The sequence below is a fragment of the Psychrobacter sp. DAB_AL32B genome, assembly GCF_002224105.1.
Taxonomy (GTDB): domain Bacteria; phylum Pseudomonadota; class Gammaproteobacteria; order Pseudomonadales; family Moraxellaceae; genus Psychrobacter.
In genome coordinates, this window is the sequence record NZ_NEXU01000072.1 from 48,950 (window position 1) to 68,431 (window position 19,482).

Annotated in this window: 18 protein-coding genes; 8 read left to right on the top strand and 10 right to left on the bottom strand. The window is 41.6% G+C overall.

Annotated elements, in window-relative coordinates; translation table 11 throughout:
- Nucleotides 1-2: 2 nt before the first annotated feature.
- The 5 genes from CAN34_RS08620 to hisI all read right to left on the bottom strand — a co-directional run bounded on the left by CAN34_RS08620 (nucleotide 3) and on the right by hisI (nucleotide 4,745).
- Nucleotides 3-1,502 (bottom strand): UvrD-helicase domain-containing protein, encoded by a 1,500-nt coding sequence (locus CAN34_RS08620; protein WP_089555296.1) that lies wholly within the window; start codon nucleotides 1,500-1,502, stop codon nucleotides 3-5.
- A gap of 251 nt (nucleotides 1,503-1,753) precedes the next feature.
- On the bottom strand, nucleotides 1,754-2,623 hold the full coding sequence (gene tatC / locus CAN34_RS08625) for a twin-arginine translocase subunit TatC (protein WP_089555297.1): 870 nt from the start codon (nucleotides 2,621-2,623) through the stop codon (nucleotides 1,754-1,756).
- Entirely contained in the window at nucleotides 2,623-3,345 is a 723-nt protein-coding gene (gene tatB / locus CAN34_RS08630; protein WP_089555298.1) for a Sec-independent protein translocase protein TatB, read from the bottom strand. The genes tatC and tatB overlap by 1 nt, the downstream gene beginning before the upstream one ends.
- 35 nt (nucleotides 3,346-3,380) lie before the next feature.
- Nucleotides 3,381-3,650, bottom strand: a complete 270-nt coding sequence (gene tatA / locus CAN34_RS08635; protein ID WP_079692792.1) for a Sec-independent protein translocase subunit TatA — start codon at nucleotides 3,648-3,650, stop codon at nucleotides 3,381-3,383.
- A 228-nt stretch (nucleotides 3,651-3,878) separates the two neighbouring features.
- Nucleotides 3,879-4,745 (bottom strand): phosphoribosyl-AMP cyclohydrolase, encoded by an 867-nt coding sequence (gene hisI / locus CAN34_RS08640; RefSeq protein ID WP_089555299.1) that lies wholly within the window; start codon nucleotides 4,743-4,745, stop codon nucleotides 3,879-3,881.
- A 522-nt stretch (nucleotides 4,746-5,267) separates the two neighbouring features.
- Here hisI and rpmI point away from each other — a divergent pair.
- The 5 genes from rpmI (at nucleotide 5,268) to CAN34_RS08665 (ending at nucleotide 10,436) form a co-directional block, all read left to right on the top strand.
- Nucleotides 5,268-5,465 (top strand): 50S ribosomal protein L35, encoded by a 198-nt coding sequence (rpmI, locus tag CAN34_RS08645; RefSeq protein ID WP_011281253.1) that lies wholly within the window; start codon nucleotides 5,268-5,270, stop codon nucleotides 5,463-5,465.
- A gap of 129 nt (nucleotides 5,466-5,594) precedes the next feature.
- Nucleotides 5,595-5,951 (top strand): 50S ribosomal protein L20, encoded by a 357-nt coding sequence (rplT, locus tag CAN34_RS08650; RefSeq protein WP_011281252.1) that lies wholly within the window; start codon nucleotides 5,595-5,597, stop codon nucleotides 5,949-5,951.
- A 371-nt stretch (nucleotides 5,952-6,322) separates the two neighbouring features.
- On the top strand, nucleotides 6,323-7,378 hold the full coding sequence (gene pheS, locus CAN34_RS08655) for a phenylalanine--tRNA ligase subunit alpha (RefSeq protein ID WP_089555300.1): 1,056 nt from the start codon (nucleotides 6,323-6,325) through the stop codon (nucleotides 7,376-7,378).
- 68 nt (nucleotides 7,379-7,446) lie between these two features.
- Complete coding sequence (gene pheT, locus CAN34_RS08660) at nucleotides 7,447-9,861, top strand: phenylalanine--tRNA ligase subunit beta (RefSeq protein WP_089555301.1); 2,415 nt, start codon at nucleotides 7,447-7,449, stop codon at nucleotides 9,859-9,861.
- 275 nt (nucleotides 9,862-10,136) lie between these two features.
- Nucleotides 10,137-10,436: an integration host factor subunit alpha gene (locus tag CAN34_RS08665; RefSeq protein WP_079692789.1), complete on the top strand. Its 300-nt coding sequence runs from the start codon at nucleotides 10,137-10,139 to the stop codon at nucleotides 10,434-10,436.
- Between the two features lie 218 nt (nucleotides 10,437-10,654).
- Here the strand turns inward: CAN34_RS08665 and CAN34_RS08670 are convergent, their stop codons facing one another.
- On the bottom strand, nucleotides 10,655-11,014 hold the full coding sequence (locus tag CAN34_RS08670) for a hypothetical protein (protein ID WP_089555302.1): 360 nt from the start codon (nucleotides 11,012-11,014) through the stop codon (nucleotides 10,655-10,657).
- Between the two features lie 674 nt (nucleotides 11,015-11,688).
- Between CAN34_RS08670 and CAN34_RS08675 the strand changes: the two genes are divergently transcribed.
- A complete protein-coding gene (locus tag CAN34_RS08675; protein WP_089555303.1) occupies nucleotides 11,689-12,576 on the top strand; it encodes a neutral zinc metallopeptidase in 888 nt (295 codons plus the stop codon).
- Nucleotides 12,577-12,747: 171 nt separating this feature from the next.
- On the opposite strand, the gene CAN34_RS08680 is transcribed toward CAN34_RS08675, so the two are convergent.
- The 3 genes from CAN34_RS08680 to trxA all read right to left on the bottom strand — a co-directional run bounded on the left by CAN34_RS08680 (nucleotide 12,748) and on the right by trxA (nucleotide 15,498).
- The gene (locus tag CAN34_RS08680) at nucleotides 12,748-12,996 is read right to left on the bottom strand and encodes a hypothetical protein (RefSeq protein ID WP_079692786.1); all 249 of its coding nucleotides are present in this window, start codon (nucleotides 12,994-12,996) and stop codon (nucleotides 12,748-12,750) included.
- Between the two features lie 344 nt (nucleotides 12,997-13,340).
- Nucleotides 13,341-14,609 (bottom strand): transcription termination factor Rho, encoded by a 1,269-nt coding sequence (gene rho, locus CAN34_RS08685; RefSeq protein ID WP_079692785.1) that lies wholly within the window; start codon nucleotides 14,607-14,609, stop codon nucleotides 13,341-13,343.
- A 562-nt stretch (nucleotides 14,610-15,171) separates the two neighbouring features.
- Nucleotides 15,172-15,498, bottom strand: coding sequence for a thioredoxin (gene trxA, locus CAN34_RS08690; protein ID WP_089555304.1), 327 nt, complete (start codon nucleotides 15,496-15,498; stop codon nucleotides 15,172-15,174).
- 341 nt (nucleotides 15,499-15,839) lie between these two features.
- Here trxA and CAN34_RS08695 point away from each other — a divergent pair, with 341 nt between their 5' ends.
- The gene (locus CAN34_RS08695; protein WP_089555305.1) at nucleotides 15,840-16,553 is read left to right on the top strand and encodes an RluA family pseudouridine synthase; all 714 of its coding nucleotides are present in this window, start codon (nucleotides 15,840-15,842) and stop codon (nucleotides 16,551-16,553) included.
- A 197-nt stretch (nucleotides 16,554-16,750) separates the two neighbouring features.
- On the top strand, nucleotides 16,751-18,433 hold the full coding sequence (locus CAN34_RS08700; protein WP_089555306.1) for an NAD(P)/FAD-dependent oxidoreductase: 1,683 nt from the start codon (nucleotides 16,751-16,753) through the stop codon (nucleotides 18,431-18,433).
- Between the two features lie 44 nt (nucleotides 18,434-18,477).
- Here the strand turns inward: CAN34_RS08700 and CAN34_RS08705 are convergent, their stop codons facing one another.
- Complete coding sequence (locus CAN34_RS08705) at nucleotides 18,478-19,413, bottom strand: D-2-hydroxyacid dehydrogenase (protein WP_089555307.1); 936 nt, start codon at nucleotides 19,411-19,413, stop codon at nucleotides 18,478-18,480.
- Nucleotides 19,414-19,482: the final 69 nt, after the last annotated feature.

Below are 19,482 nucleotides of genomic sequence, written 5' to 3' on the forward strand. Positions count from 1 at the left end.
AATTAAGTATTGCCAAAAATCACCTTTTTCCCCGTCTGCAACCCTGATATCAAATCTTTAATATTATGAATATCTAAATTGCTTTGCGCGCGCGTACAAGCGACGTAGAGCAACCGCAATTCTTCTGGATTTATCTTGACCGCATTGGTCGTCACATCATAATAAAAATCATCGTCTAACTGTACTTTGCCCCATTCAAGACCTTTGGCTTTATGTGCCGTTGAGATGACATAATCGGCATTTTCAATACTGGATAAGCTATTGACCGCTTGGCTCAATACATTGGTGCCATGATCATCGACCAATTTGACCAGCGTTTTTAGGTCACTACCTTCATTGGTTTCAGAATACTCTTGTACATCACTCCAATTATAAAAATACGCCAGCTCAGGTACACCATAGGCCGATTTACCATTTTTTAGGTTTTCGGCTGCCTGACAGAATTTGAGCATACGGTCAGTATCGGCTTGTAGCGCTACCCGATGTCCAAGCTTTAGACCAGTCAGTAATTGCGACATAGCAGCGGCATTGGTACGACAAAGAATGGCATCTTTTTTACTATGTACCATACCTTTATCAGTAGAAGACTGTTTCTTAGGGTTGCCTTTTAGCGGTACATCTTCTTGCAATGCCTTTAACAGCGTATTGGCAATGTCGGCAATCGGTTCGCCAAAACGAAAGGACTGCGTCAATAAAGTTTGTGGCAATGGTAGCTGTTTCATGGCATTGACTGCCCCGCGCCACTCATAAATTTGCTGATGGGCGTCGCCCACATAAATCACTTGCCGAGGCTGCTGAGTCAGAATTCCCATCATTAAGGGATCGGCATCTTGTGCTTCATCAAATAAGATAAAATCCGCAGGAATACTGGGTTTTGACAATGCCCAAAGTTTTAGATAAATATCATGACTAATACCAGCAGGGTGGCGTGCATCAATCGACTGTAGCCAGCGCTGCTCTACGGCAGGGTAGAGCATCTCACGTAGCTGCTCGGCGTCTGACGCATCAAGCCAGCTTGGAAATAATAGATGCCTTGGCGCAGGATAGCTGGCATGCGTACTACAAAAATTGCTTACGGCATCACTGACGAAACGCGATAATCTTGCTGGAGTTAAAGTAATATATTTATTTACCCCATCCATCTGCCGACGGATTTGTACCGGTTGCAAGCCCAAATCATCCCCAAGGCGTTTGGGGGAGAAGCGCGGCAAAGACAGTTTAGCAGTGATATCTCGGGGTACGTGGCGGTAGGCAAGTGAGTGAAAAGTACGACAGTCCACATGTGACGGAAACTTTGAGCGCGCATCATTAGCAATGGCTTTGTTAAAGGCTAAATACAAGCCGCGTCCACGCAAGCGCTCACCGATGAGCTTCAAGGTCGTCGTTTTACCGGCACCGGCATAGGCGACCACTTTAAATGACTTATGATCCATCGCCATATTAAGCGCGTTTAGCTGCTCATCAGTGGGATCGCTCATATAAGCTGGCATAGATGCGGACATAACAAAGCTACCTAAAAGACTAGAATGTGGACAAAAATAATGGGGGTAAAAAAAGCCACTGCATAGACAATGGCTGATGAGTAATAATGGACGTTATCGTAAAATACTTATGACTGTAAACGACGATGATAAAAATACGTTAAGCGACAATTCATTTAGAAAAAAATGCACATAGAACTCAATGTACGGTGAGTCATATTACCAGATTATATGGTTGGGTGTTTTTTTGAAAAAATTTCTAATAAGGAAATTTATTCCTTGTTCAATTCTTTATTTACTGCCGCTAAAGCAGTATTGCGATCCTCTTTAATTAAAATTTTCGCTAAAAATAAACCCAGCTCAAATAACAACCACATGGGAATAGCCAGCATTAGCATCGACACGCCGTCAGGCGGAGTGACGACGGCAGCAACGGCAAAACAGCCGACAATAATGTAACGACGTTTATCTTCTAAGCCCTGAATGGAGACGATGCCGACCAATATCAACAGTAAAGTGACGACTGGAATCTCAAAAGTTAAGCCAAATACCATAAATAGCTTGAGCGCAAAGCTCAGATAACTATCGATGTCTGTCATTGGCAAGACGTTCTGCGGCGCGAACATGATAAAGAATTTTAGGACGCCTTTGAGTACAATAAAATAAGCAAAAGCCACCCCAGAATAAAATAAAAATATAGAGGACAGCAGTACTGGAATAGCGACTTTTTTCTCTTTTTTATATAAGCCTGGAGCTACAAACGACCAAATTTGATACAGGATATAAGGCATAGCAAAGAATGCGGCTACAAATATCGTTAAGCGTATTGGTGCCATAAAGTTTGAAGTGATATCTGTGGCAATCATCGTTGAGTTGGCAGGTAACTGGGCAACCAAGGGGTCCGATAAAAAATCATACAACTCACGTGAAAATCCGACTAACGCTAAAAATATCACCAGCACAGCAACGCATATTTTAATTAGATGGACGCGTAACTCAATTAAATGCTCAGTGATAGGCATATCAGCCAATGAGCTTAATATGTCGCCCGAATCATTACTATTTTCCGACTCTGTCTCGGTTTCAATGGCTGAGTCTGTCAGCTTTTCTTGGCGGCTTTTTTGACGTTTAAATAAACCCACTATTTACTCTCCTGCTTGTTGGCAGAAGACTGTTTATTTAAATGGTTGTTTAAAGGGCTATCTAAACCACTGTTTAATAAAATATCTGCTTTATAGTTCGGTAAATAGGGCGCTGTAGGCAAGCGCCGCGCTTTATCATAAGTACCAAGGCGGAACCACATATTTTCCCACGGTTTGGTGGTGATAATTTGAGCGATTTGATCTGAATTGTCTTTGATATCATTGGAGTCAGTTTTTAAATTGTCATCAGACACTTTTGACTGGTCATTTTGCTGATAGCTGTAGTCAAATGTTTTTGGCGTGGCTGACTCATGATTGCTTTGATCACTGTTATTACTCTTTTCTTTATCATTGGCGTCTTTATTATTCTTGTCTTCATTATTGGCGCCATACTCTTCATCAGCTACGGCATTATGCGTGGTTTTTAAATGCTGGTTTTGCGAAGATTCAAACTCTTGCATACTGCCGCGCATCTCGGCCATTTCGCGTCTCATCTCGGCTTCAGTTTGGCGAATTTTGGCCAGCTCTTTTTGCATTTGCTGCCGAGTCTCAGCTAAGTCGAGCTCAGCTTCTATTTCAGACTGTAGCGTAGAGACCGTACGGCGAATTTTGGCATACCATTGCCCAGCCGTACGCGCCGCTTGGGGCAGCTTTTCTGGCCCCAAGACAATTAAGGCGATGACGCCAAAAAGCAATAATTCAGAAAACCCAATATCAAACATAAGCGTTAAATATCACTATCTAGATGCAGCACGCATTACACCTTGTGGTTATCATCAGTAGTGGAGTTGATGTTAGCATCGTCCACTTTATTCGTTGTCGCATGGTTTGTTGGTCGCGCATTGCCATCATGATCAAGGACTACGTGCTTCTTAGCATGCTCGGTATTTTCGTCTTTGACCGCTTCTTTAAAGCCTTTGACGGCACCGCCCAAATCTTTGCCAGCATTTCTAAGCTTCGAGGTGCCAAATACGACCACCACTACCACCAATAAAATCAGCCAATGCGTAATAGAAAAACTACCCATAAAGGTATCCTTATGTCTTGGTTTTCAGTCTTTGTATGCCTACTTTGGGTTTATCGAATATCGTTATACTCAATAAAAAGCTTCGACATACAATGCGAAGTAAAACAGAGTTATATTATAACCTGCACTTGTGACAAAAAGGTGAAAGCAACAATAATCAAACAGGGCAGTGGCTTATAACCACTGCCCACATTATTGAGATTAATAATGCTATCGAACTTATAAAGGCTATCGAGCCGCTTTTTCATCAATACCTGATAAGCCAAAACGTCGTCCTAGCTCATTTAATACCGTATCCGATTCTATATCAAACCATGCCAGTCCAACTAAGGTATGAAACCAAACGTCCGCCACTTCATAGATGAGTTCATGGCGCGCGTCATCATATTGCGTTTTGTTGAGGTTTTCATCGCAATTGGCAAAGTCTTTAGCCGCAATAATACTTTCGGTGCTTTCTTCACCAACTTTCTCTAATATTTTATTCAAACCTTTGGCGTATAAGCTTGCCACATAAGAGCTATCAGCATCTGCTTGTTTGCGCTCTGCTAATACCTTATCAAGCTGCTGTAAAATAGAATGGGTCGCAACTTTAACTTGGCTATTAGAGTTTGCAATAATATTAGGAGCTTTGTTAACGTTATCAGCATCTGTATCAATAACGGTATCTTGATGAGTAGCGCTGACGGCTGTATCAGATTTATAAATTTCTGCCGGATCTTTTAATACTTTATCGACTGTTTGCCATGCAGGCGTTTGCCCAGACAAATCTAAACGTTGATAAAAACAAGATTCGCGACCCGTATGACAAGCGATACCACCAGCCTGAGTGACGCTAAGCACAATCACATCGGCATCGCAATCCAAACGAATATCATGCACTTGCTGAGTATGTCCTGATGACTCGCCTTTATGCCATAATTTAGCACGCGAACGCGAAAAATAAACCGCCGTTTGTGTTTGCGCAGTCAATTGTAATGCTTCGGCATTCATCCAAGCCATCATCAAAATACGTCCTGACTGCAAGTCTTGGGCAATTGCAGGAATCAAGCCATCAGCATTAAAACTTACGGCAGTCAGCCAAGCAGGTAAAGTCATAATTTATCTGTCTTATTATCAGTAGAAAGTAGTAAAAGGATGGTTAAATAGCTGCAGTCAGCAGTCATTATGCGCTAAGTGCAAGCTCTATCGAAATACAATCTCTACTTAAACATAGCTGAGACTGACATTCAATATTTTAATATAACCACTCTAATGATATTCACTTTATTTAATATTCATTACATAAGTAAATAAGCGCCAATTATACCTGAGCTAAATTTTGATAAATCAATAATTGTAAATTAGCCTCAAGTTATTTGTGAATATTTAAAATGTACTTCTTAGGGTTTTGTTTATAAAAATTTAGGGCGTAAATATGAGTTAAAGGCTATTTTTTTTGCACAGAAATTTAGGTAAGAGTAGGGCGCAAAACTTTCCTTGGCAAAACAGCGACCTATCTGCTAAAATAGCGCCTCCCACCTCGAGGCAAATAGAGGTTTAGTGGTTGTTTTTACAGCGACTATACGCTTTTAACTATTTGACGACCAGGTTCTATCAAAGACAAAGAGGCAAATCATCATGAAAGTTAAGATGAAAACCAGAAGCGGTGCAGCTAAACGCTTCAAAAAAACAGCGAATGGCTTCAAGCGTAAGCAAGCATTCAAAAGCCATATCTTGACCAAGAAATCAGCTAAGCGTATTCGCCAGTTGCGCGGTCTAAAGATGGTGGACAAGTCTGACGAAGCAGCAGTTCGTCGTATGTGCCCATACATCTAATAACCTATCGTCATTTGGGTTTAATCAAAAATATTTTGATTAAAAATATTTGACTTTGCAATCTGACAACGATGTTTATCGTTTAATAACATCGTCACTCGCTTAATTAAAGAAATCTTGGAGTAATTTATGGCCCGTGTAAAACGTGGTGTACAGGCAAATCGCCGTCACAAAAAAATCCTAAAACGCGCAAAAGGCTACTACGGTGCCCGTTCACGTGTTTACCGCGTAGCGGTACAAGCAGTGACCAAAGCTGGTCAATATGCTTATCGTGACCGTCGCAACAAAAAACGTACTTTCCGTCGTCTTTGGATTGCACGTATCAATGCTGGTGCACGCTTAAACGGCTTAAGCTATAGCCGCTTTATCAACGGCATGAAAAAAGCTAACATTGCAATCGATCGTCGCGTACTTGCTGACATCGCTATGCATGATGCAGCGACTTTCACAGCATTGGTTGAAAAAGCAAAAGCGGAACTAGCATAAATATTAACGATTCTATTTAGATATGCTGCTTTTTAAATAATTTTCTATAAGTGATTACTTATAACTGATTGTCCATAAGCGATTATCTACATGGATAGAGATAATATTAATTAATAGTATGATATTAATAGAAGCTACCGCTGGTCGGTGGCTTTTTTTATATTAAAGTATTTTACAGCTAACTCTATAAATACCGATCATAGATATAACCTTTGTGAAATGACACTTATACTCGTCTAAATTATCGTCGTCTAAATATTCAAGCCATTCATATAACTAGCATTATTTTAAAATAAATGGGTAAATGGTTTGCAATATTTGGTCAAATCTCTACAATTAATAATCTGTTTAAATCAGGAATGATGCGTCTTATGACTACCCCTGCTGCTACCAACGATTTGTCGGCGCTACCGACCTTGTCCTCAGAGATCAATGAGCTTAACGAAACGCAGCTTATTGAATTTACCAGTGCTGCTGAAGCCTTAATCTTACAAGTAAGCGATACACGTCTATTACAGGATTTGCGTGTGCAACTGACTGGTAAAAAGAGCCCATTAACCGGCTGGTCAAAGCAGATGGGTAAACTAGATGCTGACGACAAAAAAACCTTTGGTGGTTGGTTACATCAAGTACGTAGCCGCATTCAAGACGCATTGACATCACAACAGCAGCAGCTAGAAGTGGCGGCATTAAATGCCAAACTAGCAAGCGAGAGCATTGATATCACTTTGCCTGCTCGCGGTGGTCAAAAGGGTCATTTGCACCCAGTGACGATGATTACTCAGCGTATGCAGCAGTATTTTATACAAGCTGGTTTTAATGTTGCTACTGGTCCTGAGGTTGAGAGCGACTATTATAACTTTGAAGCGCTTAATATCCCATCGCATCACCCTGCGCGTGCCATGCACGATACTTTCTATTTCGATGCGCATTATCTACTACGCACTCATACCAGTCCGGTGCAAATTCGTACCATGGAAAAGAATGAGCCGCCGATTCGTATTATTTGTCCAGGTCGCGTTTATCGTAATGACTCAGATCAAACCCATTCACCGATGTTTCATCAGCTAGAAGGGCTCATGGTCACAGAATCGAGCACCTTTGCGGAGCTAAAAGGTCTAATTAGTGAGTTCTTAGAAGCATTTTTTGCCAAAGAGCTGACCGTCCGTTTTCGTCCGTCATTTTTCCCGTTCACTGAGCCTTCTGCTGAAGTAGATATCTTGGATGATAATGGTAAATGGCTTGAAGTTATGGGCTGCGGTATGGTACATCCTCAAGTGCTGACCAACTGCGGTATTGATGCCGAAAAATATACCGGCTTTGCTTTTGGTATGGGCATTGAGCGCTTTGCGATGCTGTATTACGGCATCGATGATTTACGTTTATTTTTCCAAAATGACGTGCGCTTCTTAAAGCAGTTTGGCTAGATTGTCGTTATTAATACGCCTACCTTTACTCCAAAATCTTTATTATGAAATTCTGATCCGAGATATTTATGAAAATTAGCGAACAGTGGCTACGTCAATGGGTAAACCCCAACAATAACAGTGAGCAATTGGCTGACCAATTGACCATGGCAGGCCTTGAGATTGACGATCGCTATGCGGTTGCCCGTGATTTTAGCGGTGTGGTTGTCGGTGAAGTGATCAGCGTCGAACAACATCCAGATGCAGATAAATTACGTGTTACACAGGTCAATATTGGTGCAGCTGAACCGTTGCAAATCGTTTGCGGCGCACCAAACGTTACTGTCGGTATGAAAGCACCCGTTGCTACCGTTGGTGCTGTTTTACCCTCTGATGATGGTGCGGGATTTAAAATTAAAAACGGCAACCTACGCGGTGTCGACTCTAACGGTATGCTTTGCGGTGCTTCTGAAATTGATTTAACCGATAGCATAGACGGTCTGCTTGAATTGGCAGCTGATGCACCAATTGGCATGAATATCCGTGAGTATTTGGGTTTAGACAATCAAATATTGGATATCTCTATCACCCCAAACCGTGGTGATTGCTTTAGCGTACGTGGTATTGCGCGTGAGATATCAGTCATTAACGATTTACCTATGCAAATGCCAAATATCCCTGATAACAGCCAATTTACTCATAACGAAGATATGCAAGATATGCCAGCTGTTACAGTCAGTGCTGTTGAAGCTTGTCCGCGCTATCTATTACAGTCAATTAGTAACATTGATCGTAGTATTGATACGCCAAAATGGATGCAAGATGCGCTGATTCAGTCAGGACTGCGCTCGCACAACTTTTTAGTTGATGTGACTAACTATGTGTTGATGGAACTGGGTCAGCCGCTGCATGCGTTCGATGCTGATACTATCGAGGGCAATATCGTTGTGCGTTTGGCACAGCCTGAAGAAACCATTACCTTGCTTAATGAGCAAACCATTACCTTAACGGGTGATGAGTTGGTCATTGCTGACGATAAAGGTATACTTGCGCTTGCTGGTATTATGGGTGGTCAGCGTAGTAGCGTTACTGATAGCACCACTAATATCGTATTAGAGAGTGCCTTCTTTAATCAATTGGCTATCGCTGCGCGCGCACGTCGTTTTGGTTTGCATACCGATGCCTCACAACGCTTTGAGCGTGGTGTTGATTTTGAATTACCAATGCTTGCTTTAGCGCGTGCTGTTGATTTGATTACAAGCGTTACAGGTAGCCAAGCGGGACAAATCGTAAAAGTTGAAAGTAGCGAGCACCTACCTGCTCGTGCGCCAATTACTTTACCAATTACAAAGGTTCGTGATGTTATTGGCATTGAGATTGAGACAGCAGTCATGGTGCGTATCTTAACCCAATTAGGGTTTGAGGTAGAGCAGCAAGCAGATAGCCTAATTTGTACGCCGCCATCATATCGCTTTGATATGAGCATTAAAGAAGATTTAATCGAAGAAATTGCTCGTATCTATGGCTATGACAATATTCCAAGCATCTTGCCGCACCTGCAAGTTAGCATGGATTATGACGATACTGCAGACTTGACGCATGAGATGAAGCTAGCGCTGGTCGATAATGGTTATATGGAAGCGATTAGCTTTAGCTTCAGTGATGCCAAATTAGAAGCCTTGCTTGATGATGAAGCCTTAGGAGAAGTGTTGGCACTGGCCAATCCTATCTCTAGTGATTTAGCGGTTATGCGCCGTACTTTATTGTCGAGCCTACTGCCATGCGTGCAATATAACCTGAACCGCCAGCAATCGCGCGTGCGTTTCTTTGAAACGGGTCTGAGTTTTGTCGGTCATAGTATTAGTGATTTAGTACAAACGCCAAGTATTGCTCTAGTGGCAGTTGGTGATATCTGGGATGAGCAAGCTTATCAAAATCGTGCGCTAGATTTTTATGATTTGAAGCATGATATTGAGCAATTATTACCTGCGAAAATCGATAGCGCGCGTATTCGCTATGAGCGCAGTGCGCTGAATTTCTTGCACCCTGGACAAAGCGCCAAACTATATATCGATGACCAATATGTCGGTTGGTTAGGACAATTACATCCCAATACTGCCAAACAGTTAGATCTACCCGCTACTTGGGTCGCTCAATTGTCTCTTGCGCCATTACTAACGCTTGCTCGTGAACAGCATGCCATCACCCCGCCAAGCAAATTCCCGCAAGTACGCCGTGATATTGCTGTCTTAGTAGATAGCGATATCAGTTTGCAGACGTTAGAGTCGACCATACGCGCTGCGGCAGGTAATTTGTTGACTGACCTATGGTTGTTTGACGTTTATCAAGGCGACAAAATACCGACTGGTCAACGTTCATTAGCCTTTGCATTAATATGGCAAGATAAAACCCAAACATTATCTGATGAAGCCGTAAAAACGGTCACTGACAAAGTGGTACAAGCGCTAACGGATCAGCATTCAGTACAGTTGCGTGATAGCTAAAACTTAGCTGTAAAAAGATACCATGCTCTATAGGTTCTTATTAAGAGGCTATGGAGCATTGTTATTCTTAAAAACTATTATTCGCAAAAATGGTTTTTTATATAAGCTGTTTTTTATACAAATTTTTTCGAAAATGAGTTAAGTGGTTATTAATAAAGGATTTTAATGTAGTCTTTATTAAAAAGACGGTAAAAAACCTTTATAATAGCTAACATTAATCTTCATACCGCTAAACCATGATATTCGACATCACGACATAGCATAGGAGTCGTACTGTGAGCACCTTAACCAAATCTGACATGATTGAGCATTTGATGAGTCATCTAAACCTAACACGCCAAGAAGGCCGTTGTTTGGTAGAGAATTTTTTTGACGAATTGTCAGAGAGTTTGATTGATGGCAAAGAGGTCAAGCTTTCAGGCTTTGGCAACTTTGAGCTTAAAGATAAAAATAGCCGTCCAGGTCGTAACCCAAAGACAGGGGAGCCAGTTGCTGTATCGGCACGTCGTGTTGTTACATTCAAAACAGGACAAAAATTTCGTCAACAAGTCGATGAGCGTTTATTTGATGAGTAATGTTGGTAGGCAGTTTTTAGCAACTAACGCTTTAACGCTTGAAGTAGATTAGTGATGATTTCTTATTTTATAACCATGAGATATAGGTTTGATATCAAGTGGATTGCGTTAATCTAAAGTATGTTGACTACTGATAAAAATCATAAATAGCAGGCATAAAAAAAGAGAGCATAGGCTCTCTTTTTTTAATACAGTATTTTTATTTATAAAAATAAAAATTACTGAGCTGGTTCTTCAACAACTACAACTTCGTCAGCTGCGTCTACAGCTGGAGTTTCGCTAGCTACGTCAACGCTAGTAGTAGTACCGTCTACAGGAACTTCAGCGTCGATTTCGTTAGTAGCAGTAGCAAGTTGTGCATCAGCGATGTCAGCTTCAGCGCCAGCAATAGCAGCGTCAGCTTCAGCAGGAACAGCTTCGCCTTCAGCAGCAGCTTGATCTAATTCTTGTGAAGCGTCTTGCACTTCTTCTTGCGCGTCAGATAAATCTTCAGCAGCGTTTTCTTTGTTGCTGTCACAGGCAGTTAGGCCCATAGTTGCAGTCATGATACCAGCTAGAGCAAGTAATTTAAGTTTCATAAGGTTTTCTCCGGAATAATTGAATGAGCAGTAGCAGCAAAAAAGGTTGAATCAGAGATATCTCAGAATTCAACTAGTCTTAGTTACAGCTACTCAGCTTTCACGCATTCTATATGATTTCTTTCTGTATAGAAAGAGGTTGTACAATTAAGTTACAATAAAATTGTAAATAGGGTTTTACTTTACTTATCTAACATAATTCTTAATACAATAAATTGAATTAATCGAAGTATAATCAACAACATCAGACTGTTTGCAAGAAGGCCTCTATGGTCTAATCCTCTTACTCTTTTCTATCTGTATTCTTACGCTAGGATAAGTAACATAAGGATTGGATGAGTGAAATTATACAATCGTAGTCGAGTATAAAGATAAATACATTGTGAGTATCTTCAAGTGATTGAGTAATCTATTACACATTATATTAGATGTTTAAAAGGTTGAATCAAAGGATTGAACTAAAAATTATATAACATGAATAATTATTGGTACGCATATAGTAGATTCATTTTAAAAACGATACAGTGCTATTGGCTATCATTTTTTTGCAGCATCTGTCACGCCTGCGAACAGCAAGCAAGAAAAAATGATAGCAATAGCACGTTATTACAATCGTATCGCTTTCATTTTTAACTGACTATAGCAGACATTATCGTATTTTTGGGAGTAAGATTATGAAATGGGAAGGCAGACGCGGCAGTTCTAACGTACGTACCAGCAGTGGTGGCGGTAAAATGATCGGCGGTGGTATTGGCGGTATCATTATTGCTGGCATTTTATGGCTAGTATTTGGGGTAAACCCGATGACCGCATTACAGACAGGTCAAGTAGTAGCAGGTGGGGGAGGTAATACGTCCACCGAGCCAGCAACCAGCGATGATCGTGATACACGGTTTGTCAAAGTCGTATTGGCCGATACCGAAGAGGTTTGGCATCAGATATTCAATGAAGCAGGAAGCACTTATAAAGAACCGTCACTGATTTTATTTAATGGGCAGATTAGCTCAGCTTGTGGCAGTGCTAGCTCGGCGACAGGACCTTTTTATTGCCCAGGCGATCAGACTGTCTATCTAGATACGTCGTTTTTTGTAGAAATGCGACAAAATCTTGGTATTGCGGGTGATATTCAAGGCTCAGGCGATAGCGAAAATCAAGATAAAGCAGGCGACTTTGCCCAAGCTTATGTCATTTCACATGAGGTCGGTCATCATGTACAGACCTTGCTAGGTATTACCCAGCAAGTTAATGAGGCCAGCCGTCAAGTGACAAGTGCACAGGCTAATAAATTATCGGTACTGCAAGAGCTACAAGCCGATTGCTTTGCTGGCGTTTGGGCACAGCGCAATCAAGAACGCGTACAGTTTTTAGAAGCAGGTGATATAGATGAAGCCATCAATGCGGCTGGTCAAATCGGTGATGATCGCTTAGCACGTGCAGGCGGCGGGGCGGTAGTGCCTGATAACTTCACTCATGGCACTAGCCAACAACGTATCCAGTGGTTTACGCGTGGTCTAGAGAGTGGTAATGTACAAACTTGTGATACGTTTAGTGGCGCTTTATAGATCAAGTTACACAAACTAATTTTATAAGATTGATCGTTAACTAATAGAAAACTACTAGACACAAAAAAGCCTGCAATCGATTGCAGGCTTTTTTGTGTAGGCTATCTGGTTAGATAATGTTTTTAATCAAAACCTATCCGCCAATATAGCTACTTAACATCTTAACATCGATTATCTGCTGTTATTAAGAATGTATGCACCAGCGCCACCAATTGCAGCACCACCAATTGCGCCACGAGCGATGTCTTTACTGTCGCCGCCACTTCTGATAAGCGCACCAGCAGCAGCACCAGCAGCAGCGCCTTTAGCGGTGTTGTTTATACCACTGTTGTATCCGTATCCGCCAGTTGAGTTACAGCCACCCATGATGAGAGCTGAGCCAGTAATAGCTGTCATTACGATCGTTTTAGCAAATTTCATAATATTACCTATTGATTTATCAAGATTAAAATTCAGTACTGATTCCTTCCAACACTGATTAATATAAAGCACACTTATGCCATATCTAATAGTACCACTGTTAATGTATTTATGGTCGTAGTAGAAACGCTAAGCTTTGCAAATAACCTGTAAAGTATGTTGCTTCACTGTATCGTTGGTAGTGCTTTTGCTTAGGGTTATTGTATTAGTACTGATAGTAAGCTAACTGTTTATAATAAGACGACTTCTAATGGTTACAAACGCAAAAAGACTGCCTTTGAGGCAGCCTTTATAATTGGAACATTGATTAACGGTTTATATTAACAACAACAAATGAGGGCAAATTAATTTTGTGATTTACGTTTCATTTGCTCAAAGAATTCGTCATTGGTCTTGGCTTCTTTTAGGCGATCTAATAAGAATTCAGTCGCTTGTACGCCATCCATCGGCTGTAGCAATTTACGTAAAATCCAAACCTTACGTAGCTTATCTTCATCAAGCAAGCGCTCTTCGCGGCGTGTACCAGATTTTTTGATATTGATCGCTGGGAAAACCCGTTTTTCAGCCAAGTCACGCTCAAGGGTAATCTCTTGGTTGCCTGTTCCCTTAAACTCTTCAAAGATAACGCTGTCCATTTTACTGCCGGTATCGATAAGGGCACTGGCAATAATGGTCAAACTACCACCTTCTTCAATATTACGAGCGGCACCGAAGAAACGTTTTGGACGCTCTAGAGCATTGGCATCGAGACCACCGGTCAACACTTTACCTGATGAAGGAATGACGGTGTTATAGGCGCGGGCAAGACGGGTAATAGAGTCAAGTAAAATGACCACGTCTTGTTTATGCTCGACCAAACGCTTCGCCTTTTCAATGACCATCTCTGCAACCTGCACATGACGCTGTGGCGGCTCATCAAAGGTTGAGGCAACCACTTCACCGCGTACCGTACGCACCATTTCGGTGACTTCTTCTGGACGCTCATCGATTAGTAACACGATCAAATAGCATTCAGGATTGTTACGTGTGATGGACTGAGCGATGGTCTGTAGGAGCATCGTTTTACCGGCTTTTGGCGGGGCAACGATAATGGAGCGCTGACCTTTACCGATAGGGGCAATCAGATCAATAATTCGACCGGTCAAATCTTCAGTCGTGCCGTTACCAAGCTCAAGCTTGAGATGCTCGGTTGGAAATAGCGGCGTTAGGTTTTCAAAAATAAGCTTATGACGCGAGCGATCTGGGGTATCAAAGTTGATTTCGCCCACTTTTAATAGCGCAAAATAACGCTCAGAGTCTTTGGGTGGACGAATTGTGCCAGCGATACTGTCGCCTGTCTTGAGACTAAAGCGACGAATTTGGCTCGGGCTGACATAAATGTCGTCAGGACCTGCTAAGTAAGAGCCTTCTGATGAGCGCAAAAAGCCAAAACCATCTGGGAGCACTTCAAGCACGCCATCACCATAGATGGCCTCACCGTTACGGGCATGGGTTTTTAAAATAGCAAAGATAATGTCTTGTTTACGGCTACGTGCCATATTATCAAGACCCATTTCTTTGGCGATGGCCAATAGCTCAGCGATTGATTTTTTCTTTAATTCAGTTAGATTCATAGATAGGTCATTAGCAGTTGGTCAGATGAGAGATGCCATTATCTGCACAAATCACGATATTGATTAAACAATAGTATTAGGGAGATAGAGGATGTATACACAGCGTTGAGGTTTATGTAGATTTGATTTAACGTGCCAGCTTATATGCTTGTTGTAAGAAATACAGGCAAAGTAATAAAAGTGAAGATAAAGAAGTCTACATAAGAGTCTGTGTCAAAAACTCAATATAATTCATTGTGTTTAGTCATTCGGTCAGTAGTGTTTTTTAATAATGACGATGGTGTTTTTGTTGACAAACACGGGGAGAGTAGCGACAAGATATTTATGAAAACAATTGGTTTTCTCTTGTTAGCAGACTATACGACCTTCAAGACAGCATTGTCAATAATTTTTGCCAAAAAAGTCGTATAATCCAGTTTTTTGCTCATAAAAGCAGCAAAAAAGCCATTATCTTGTACAGACAATGGCTTTTTCAAGAGTTTTTTATACTGCAAATGACTAGCATGAGAATAACTAAAAATTAGTAATCCCTAGCAATCATCGGTCTTAAATAGATGGCTACTTATAGATGCTTATCTATTACTTTTGCCAATTCAGCTTTTGGCTGTAGACCCATCACTGAATCTACTTTTTCGCCATCTTTAAAGACGAATAGGGTAGGAATGTTGCGAATACCGAAACGGCTTGCTGCTTGTGGGTTGTTATCGACGTCAACTTTAACGATTTTAACTTTACCTTGGTACTCAGTCGCTAAATCTTCTAAAATAGGAGCGATAGCTTTACAAGGACCACACCACGTTGCCCAAAAGTCTACTAAGACTGGTACGTCAGATTGCAGTACGTCTTGGTCAAAGTTAGCATCGGTAGTATTAACAATAAGGTCTGACATAATTTCTCTCTCTTGTTTTATTATATCTGTCACCACTCATCCATATAAACATAGATGTAACGATAAAATGATGAGTGGCTAAAGAATGGTTAAGAAGGGGTGAAAATCTGCCATTATATTAACATGTTTGCCTAGAGTTGACAGACGCAGGCTGGTTAAATTGTTTAACAATTACGATTAGTACAATAAATCGACACATAACGACACAGCTTATGATTTATCTGTCACTTGCTTTAATCTGTCGTCACCTTTGCGTCAAAATTTACCATCCTCTCAAACTTTATTCAATCGCTGAGTATGGTTTATAGATTCAAGTCCATTATTATAAGTAGCCCATTTTTATGTCTTTTACTGATCAAGAGATCGACGCCCTTAATGCTCAAGAAAAAGCCTATCCGCTTGAGTTTTTTCAAACATTCGCCAAAAAAGTTACTGTCTATGAAGACGATGATATTTGGGTGGTCGACAAGCCGGTAGGACTATTAAGTGTCGACGGTAAAACGCTCAAGGTAAGTTTGCTTGCTCGGCTTGAGCGCGCCAATCCAGCGGTTAAATTGATCCATCGCCTAGATATGGACACCTCAGGGCTGCTCATTTTTGCAAAAAACGCGGCAGCGCAAACCCATATTAGTAAGCAGTTTATTGACCGTCTACCGCAAAAAAAATACCAAGCACGAGTATTTGGGCAATGGGAAAGTGTGGGTGCAACGGGCAAGATATCAGCACCTGTACGTTATGAGCCAGCCACCAAACCGCGCCATATCGTCGATCATAATTGGTCAAAACATGCTTTAACCTTGTATGAAGTGCTGGCGCATGAAGAATGCAATGGTCAGATAGTCACTCGGGTGCTGTTAAAGCCAGTCACTGGTCGTAGCCATCAGCTGCGCGTCCATATGATACACGTCGGGCATGTGATGATTGGCGACCCCATTTATGCTGAAGGTCGTGCATTAGATATTGCGCCAAGGCTTAATTTACATGCGCAGCAACTGCGTCTTAAGCATCCGACACTTGGCGCATGGATGGATTGGGAAAGTCCTGTACCTTTTTAAACGAATGGGTTTTTAAATACATAGCTCTTTAATGCATAGCTCTTTAAAGGTAACTTTTTACAATCTTAGTTAAAAAGTATCTGCTAAAGGGTGAGTTTGGAAAGACCAGTCAGTAATATAAGTTAACCTAGCGCTAAAATTGTTTATAGTTGATTGAGTTAAGGATGATTAAATACTAATAAAGGATAAATAAGGCCATGGTCGATAACACATTATCTCAAGCGCATCATGATACTCAAAAAGGCGCTAATGAAAGCACTCGTAAGAGTATCAAACGTTTATTCAAACGCCCAAAACCACAATCGACCACCTCAGCGGATTATGAGGTGCTTATCATTGGCGCTGGTATTGCCGGTATAAGTATGGCTTGCCATCTCCAACAGCAACAAAAAGGTAGCGGGGTTTTTAAGGGTAAAAATGCTGTAAAACAAAAGCGTAAAGATAAAGAAAAAAACGCTACCGAGCGCTTTTTAGTGTTAGAGAAACGCGAGGATTTGGGTGGTACATGGGATTTATTTACCTATCCTGGTATTCGCTCTGACTCTGATGCATTAACGTTTGGCTATAGCTTCCGGCCATGGCTAGATCACAAAATGCTGGCAAAAGGCGCTGACATTAAAAGCTATATCGCTGATACCGCCCGCGAGTTCAAAATCGTAGAACATATTCGCTATCAACATGAGCTACAGCAGCTATCGTGGTCAAGTAGTAGTAAACAATGGACGGCGATGATTAAAAATCATGCCACTGGTGAAATATTCACCCTAATAGCGAATTTCGTCGTTGGGGCGACTGGTTATTATGATTATGAGGCCGGTTATAGACCACATTTTAAAAGTGAAGAAAATTTTAAAGGTAAAATTGTCCATCCGCAGCATTGGCAAGATACGTACTATGACGATAAAAAAGTAATTGTCATCGGTAGTGGGGCGACTGCAATGACGCTGATACCGGCGTTGGTCGATGAAAATAGTGAACAATGCGCCCGCCATGTCACGATGTTGCAACGCTCACCGACTTATGTGGCAAGTGTACCGGGCGATGATCATGCGCTTGACTTGCTATCAGGTAGATTCTCACCTTTATCAAAGGCACAGGCCTATACCTTGCTACGTACGCGTAATGTGATGTTTCAGCAAGGGGTTTATCGAGTCGCGATTCATGCGCCAAAAGTTATGAAAGCGGTTTTAACTCATAGAGTCAAAAAAGAGCTTAAAGGCAGTGGCGTGGATGTTGCTCATTTTAAGCCTGCTTATAATCCGTGGGAAGAGCGCTTATGTGCAGTGCCTGATAGCGATTTGTTTCAAGCTTTACATAGCAAGCGTGCTGAGATAGTTACCGATACCATTAGCCACTTTACCCAGACGGGTATTGCATTGGCATCAGGCAAGCATTTGGAGGCTGATATCATTGTTACTGCTACGGGTCTCAAATTACAAATGCTCGGCGGCGCTGCTTTATATGTCGATGGACAGCCAGTCGATGTAGGCTTGCGGATGACCTATAAAGCAGTACTACTTGAGGGCGTGCCAAACATGGCAATCATGTTCGGCTATACCAACGCTTCTTGGACGCTAAAGATTGATTTGGCCTGTCAGTATGTGCTGCGGTTACTTAATTATATGAATAAAGAAGGCTATAAAACAGTATGTGCGCAGGCTCAAAGTGAGCAAGAGCAAGAGCAAGTGACTAGACAAGTAGTAATGCAGCCGGATACAGTACTTGGCGCGCTATCTGCAGGTTATGTCAGCCGTGCCAAAGATGAGTTGCCGAAACAAGGCGACCGCTATCCGTGGCGAGTGAATAATAATTATCTAACCGATCGCCTGATGCTGAAATACCGTAAAATCAAAGATGAGTGGCTACATTTTACTCGTTAATTTTTTTCTAAGCATTGACGACTTTCTAAGCTTTATTAAGCTCTCTAACTCTGTTTAATAAAGTCAGTCACTTGTTTGCTGAGCATCTGCCACAAAGTTTCTTGGGCACTTTTACTACCCCAAGCATTATGCGGGCTAAAGATCACACGCGGATGCTCACCAAGAGCAAGTAAAGGATCGTTGGCAGCGATTGGCTCTTGCTCAAAAACATCGCTACCATATCCCAAAATTTGCTCGTTATGAATGGCATCAGCGAGCGCTTTACTATCGACAATACCACCGCGGGCAACGTTAACCAGTAACGGTTTCTTAGTCATTTTTGCCAGTGTGTCTTTATTAATCAAATGCTTGGTATCATCGTTTAAAGGACAATGTAAGCTAATCACATCAGCACGAGCAAGCACGTCATCAAAAGCAGTATAATCGTCATTACGCGGCGTGCGACCTTGGTGCTCCGCCCACAATACTGTCATGCCAAATGCACGCGCAATATCAGTGACACGTTTACCAATGGTACCGACGCCAATGATACCCAGTGTTTTATCTTCTAAATCGACTAGCGGTATATCAAGCAAACAAAAATTACCATCCTCTACCCACGTGCCATCAATGACTTTATTATGATAATGTAAGCCTGCACGCATTGCATTTAGCATCAGCATAAAGGTATGTTCGGGAACGCTTTTAACCGCGTAACCAGCGACGTTATACAGCGCGATACCATGTTCAGCGCAAGCATTCTGGTCGACGTTGTTCATACCAGTTGCGGTCAATTGAATGAGCTTCAGCTTTGGTAGCTTAGCAATCACATCAGCGCTGATTTGCACTTTATTAGTAAAAATAATATCGGCGTTTTGACAGCGCTCAATTATGAGCTCTTGAGGTGTATCGTCGTAAGTAACATAGTCAGTCACGCCAGCTGGTGCTGACAAATCAACGTTATCAGAAAAAGTGCCTTTATCTAAAAAAACCGCTTGCATGGTGATTCCTTATCTCATTGTTATGGTAAATGGGCTTTGGTTATTATCGGCTTAATGTAGCACGTTGCT

What these genes read in the sequence shown, in the direction of transcription:
- CAN34_RS08620 (WP_089555296.1), bottom strand. Translation starts at nt 1,502, where the DNA reads ATGTCCGCATCTATGCCAGCTTATATGAGCGATCCCACTGATGAGCAG.
- tatB (WP_089555298.1), bottom strand. Translation starts at nt 3,345, where the DNA reads ATGTTTGATATTGGGTTTTCTGAATTATTGCTTTTTGGCGTCATCGCC.
- tatA (WP_079692792.1), bottom strand. Translation starts at nt 3,650, where the DNA reads ATGGGTAGTTTTTCTATTACGCATTGGCTGATTTTATTGGTGGTAGTG.
- hisI (WP_089555299.1), bottom strand. Translation starts at nt 4,745, where the DNA reads ATGACTTTACCTGCTTGGCTGACTGCCGTAAGTTTTAATGCTGATGGC.
- rpmI (WP_011281253.1), top strand. Translation starts at nt 5,268, where the DNA reads ATGAAAGTTAAGATGAAAACCAGAAGCGGTGCAGCTAAACGCTTCAAA.
- rplT (WP_011281252.1), top strand. Translation starts at nt 5,595, where the DNA reads ATGGCCCGTGTAAAACGTGGTGTACAGGCAAATCGCCGTCACAAAAAA.
- pheS (WP_089555300.1), top strand. Translation starts at nt 6,323, where the DNA reads ATGACTACCCCTGCTGCTACCAACGATTTGTCGGCGCTACCGACCTTG.
- pheT (WP_089555301.1), top strand. Translation starts at nt 7,447, where the DNA reads ATGAAAATTAGCGAACAGTGGCTACGTCAATGGGTAAACCCCAACAAT.
- CAN34_RS08670 (WP_089555302.1), bottom strand. Translation starts at nt 11,014, where the DNA reads ATGAAACTTAAATTACTTGCTCTAGCTGGTATCATGACTGCAACTATG.
- CAN34_RS08675 (WP_089555303.1), top strand. Translation starts at nt 11,689, where the DNA reads ATGAAATGGGAAGGCAGACGCGGCAGTTCTAACGTACGTACCAGCAGT.
- CAN34_RS08680 (WP_079692786.1), bottom strand. Translation starts at nt 12,996, where the DNA reads ATGAAATTTGCTAAAACGATCGTAATGACAGCTATTACTGGCTCAGCT.
- rho (WP_079692785.1), bottom strand. Translation starts at nt 14,609, where the DNA reads ATGAATCTAACTGAATTAAAGAAAAAATCAATCGCTGAGCTATTGGCC.
- trxA (WP_089555304.1), bottom strand. Translation starts at nt 15,498, where the DNA reads ATGTCAGACCTTATTGTTAATACTACCGATGCTAACTTTGACCAAGAC.
- CAN34_RS08695 (WP_089555305.1), top strand. Translation starts at nt 15,840, where the DNA reads ATGTCTTTTACTGATCAAGAGATCGACGCCCTTAATGCTCAAGAAAAA.
- CAN34_RS08700 (WP_089555306.1), top strand. Translation starts at nt 16,751, where the DNA reads ATGGTCGATAACACATTATCTCAAGCGCATCATGATACTCAAAAAGGC.
- CAN34_RS08705 (WP_089555307.1), bottom strand. Translation starts at nt 19,413, where the DNA reads ATGCAAGCGGTTTTTTTAGATAAAGGCACTTTTTCTGATAACGTTGAT.